This window comes from Microbacterium sp. Bi128 (assembly GCF_918698205.1).
Map to the genome: position 1 here is coordinate 1 of NZ_CAKKMM010000625.1, position 2,841 is coordinate 2,841.

At 68.6% G+C, this 2,841-nt stretch carries 2 protein-coding genes and 1 pseudogene; all 3 read right to left on the reverse strand.

Annotation, left to right across the window (positions count from 1 at the left end; translation table 11 throughout):
• Positions 1-465 (reverse strand): annotated as a pseudogene (locus LQV45_RS23930) (glutamine amidotransferase); the annotation flags it as partial.
• A gap of 96 nt (positions 466-561) precedes the next feature.
• Positions 562-2,415 (reverse strand): biotin carboxylase N-terminal domain-containing protein, encoded by a 1,854-nt coding sequence (locus LQV45_RS23935; protein ID WP_374208281.1) that lies wholly within the window; start codon positions 2,413-2,415, stop codon positions 562-564.
• Between the two features lie 147 nt (positions 2,416-2,562).
• The coding region (locus LQV45_RS23940; protein ID WP_230009121.1) for a Maf family protein at positions 2,563-2,841 on the reverse strand (279 nt) is incomplete at its 5' end.

The window sequence follows — 2,841 nt, forward strand, 5'->3', positions numbered from 1 at the left end:
GGCTTCCTTGTGGCCGGTGAACGCCGTAAAGCTCTCCGGCAGCCCGCGCAGGAGGGGATCCTGCAGCCCCTCCGCCGTCAGTTTGATGGTGACGCCGCCGAGCCCTTCACCGTACGTCCGGTCGATCACGGCGCCCTGGTGCAGTCCGAGGGTGCCGACGCCGTAGCAGGCGCCGAGGAACGGGAAGTCCTCGGCCACGATCCTGTCCAGCAGCCCGGCGAGTTCGCGCTCCACCCGGTGCTGGGTGGCGCTCTTGTGCTCGGCCGGGTCGCTGGACGTAAAGGGACTGCCGCCCACAATGACGCCCGAATAGTCGGACAACTCAAGCGTTGGCAGCGGGGCGGCTTCCATCCGGATGCGGTGGAGCTGCTCGGGCCGGAGGCCGCAGTAGCGAAGGTAGGCGCGGTATTCGTCCTCGGCGGCGGTGTCCTCCGCGCGCGAGGCGAGGAGCAGGAATGGCTTCACACTCCAAGTCTCTACTGGCCGGTTGCGGACGCGCCAGAGGCGCGCCCGCAACCGGCAGCGGCGCCGGCCGTCCGCCGTCGCCGTACCGTGTGCCGCTTACTCTGCGGCGCCGTCCTCGATCATGGCGATGATGGCGCCGGCGGACACGGTCTCGCCGGCCGCTGCGGCGAGGCCGATGACGATGCCGGCGCGGTGGGCGGTGGGCGGCTGTTCCATCTTCATCGCCTCGAGCACGACGACGAGATCGCCCTCGGCGACCGTGTCACCCTCGGCGACGGCCACCTTCACGATGGTCCCCTGCATGGGGGAGGTCAGGGCGTTGCCGCTCGCGGCCGCGGGTGCGCCGCCACCCCGGGAGCGCTTCTTGGCCTTGGCCGGCTTTGCGCCTGCGGCGTTGCCGACTGAGCCCAGCGACGCCGGCAGCACGACTTCCAGGCGCTTGCCGCCGACCTCGACGACGACGCGCTGGCGGTCACCGGCGTCGGCCGCTTCAGCCTCGGTGCCGGTCGGGGTCCAGGCCGGAATGTCATTGACGAAGGCCGTCTCGATCCAGCGGGTGTGGACCTTGAAGGGGCCTTCGGCCGGTGCGAAATCGGGATTGGAAACCACCGCGAGGTCGAACGGGATGACGGTGGGGATGCCCTCCACCACCATTTCCTCCAGTGCCCGCCGGGAGCGCTGCAGGGCCTGGGCGCGGGTGGCGCCGGTGACGATCAGCTTCGAGAGCATGGAGTCGAAGTTGCCGCTGATGACATCGCCCTGCTCCACGCCGGAATCGACGCGGATACCGGGACCGGTGGGGTTTTTCAGTACCGTGATGGTGCCGGGGGCGGGCATGAAGTTCCGGCCCGGGTCCTCGCCGGTGATGCGGAATTCGATCGAGTGGCCGCGGACTTCCGGGTCGCCGTAGCCGAGCTCCTCGCCGCGGGCCAGCCGGAACTGTTCGCGGACGAGGTCGATCCCGGTGACTTCCTCGGAGACGCAGTGCTCCACCTGAAGGCGGGTGTTGACCTCGAGGAAGGAGATGGTGCCGTCCTGGCCGACGAGGAATTCGCAGGTGCCTGCGCCGAGGTAGCCCGCCTCCTTGAGGATGGCCTTGGAGGATTCGTAGAGCCGGCGGTTCTGTTCCTCGGTGAGGAACGGGGCCGGGGCTTCCTCGACGAGTTTCTGGTTCCGGCGCTGGAGCGAGCAATCGCGGGTGGAGACCACCACGACGTTGCCGTGGGCGTCGGCCAGGCACTGGGTCTCGACGTGGCGCGGGGCGTCCAGGAAGCGCTCAATGAAGCACTCGCCGCGGCCGAAGGCGGCGGTGGCCTCTCGCACGGCGGATTCGAAGAGTTCGGGGATTTCTTCGCGGGTGCGGGCCACCTTGATGCCGCGTCCGCCGCCGCCGAAGGCCGCCTTGATGGCGACGGGCAGGCCGAACTTGTCCACGAAGTCGAGGATTTCCTCGGCGGATTCGACCGGGTCGGCGGTGCCGGGGACCTGCGGGGCGCCAACCTTCTCGGCAATGTGGCGGGCCTGGACCTTGTCGCCCAGGGCAGAGATCGCTTCGGGGGAGGGGCCGATCCACGTAATGCCGGCATCGATCACCTTGGCGGCGAACTCGGCGTTCTCGGCCAGGAACCCGTACCCGGGGTGGATGGCGTCCGCGCCGGACTGGCGGGCGACGTCGATGATCTTGTCCATCACCAAGTAGGACTCCGCGGCGGTGTTGCCACCGAGCGCGTAGGCCTCGTCCGCGAGCCGGGCGTGCAGCGCGTCGCGATCGGGGTCCGCGTAGACAGCCACCGAGGCGATGCCTTCATCGCGGGCGGCGCGGATGATGCGCACCGCAATTTCTCCGCGGTTGGCGATCAGCACCTTGGTCAGCCGGCGGATGCCCGCGGCTGTAGATGACTGCGTTGATCCCGGCACGGTGGGTGCGGACTGCTCCGAATTTGCTGACAAGGCGTCTCCTTCTTTCCTTCAGGGAGCCTAGCGCGGTTTTGAGGGTTCCGCCGATATTACTTGCGGATTCCGCGCGTATACGGCCCTTCCTTTGTAGGGTTGCCACAAAGGGCGGCGAATTGGCTCACTCCGCCACGCATTCCGTCGTTACTCGGCGCGGACGTCCGCCGGGTCCACAGCCCCGCCGGTCCAGAGCTCGGTGATGCCCACATTCGCCTGGCCGAGCAGGGCACGCAGGGTGGAGATGGAGAGCCCGACGACGGTGTGGGGATCGCCGTCGACCTTGCGGATGAACGCCCCGCCGTAGCCGTCGATCGTGAAGGAGCCGGCGCACTGGAGCGGCTCGCCGGTGGCGATGTAGGTTTCGATTTCGTCAGCGCTCATCTCCATGAAGTGGACCTCGGCCGAGGACACCGAGCCCAGGGT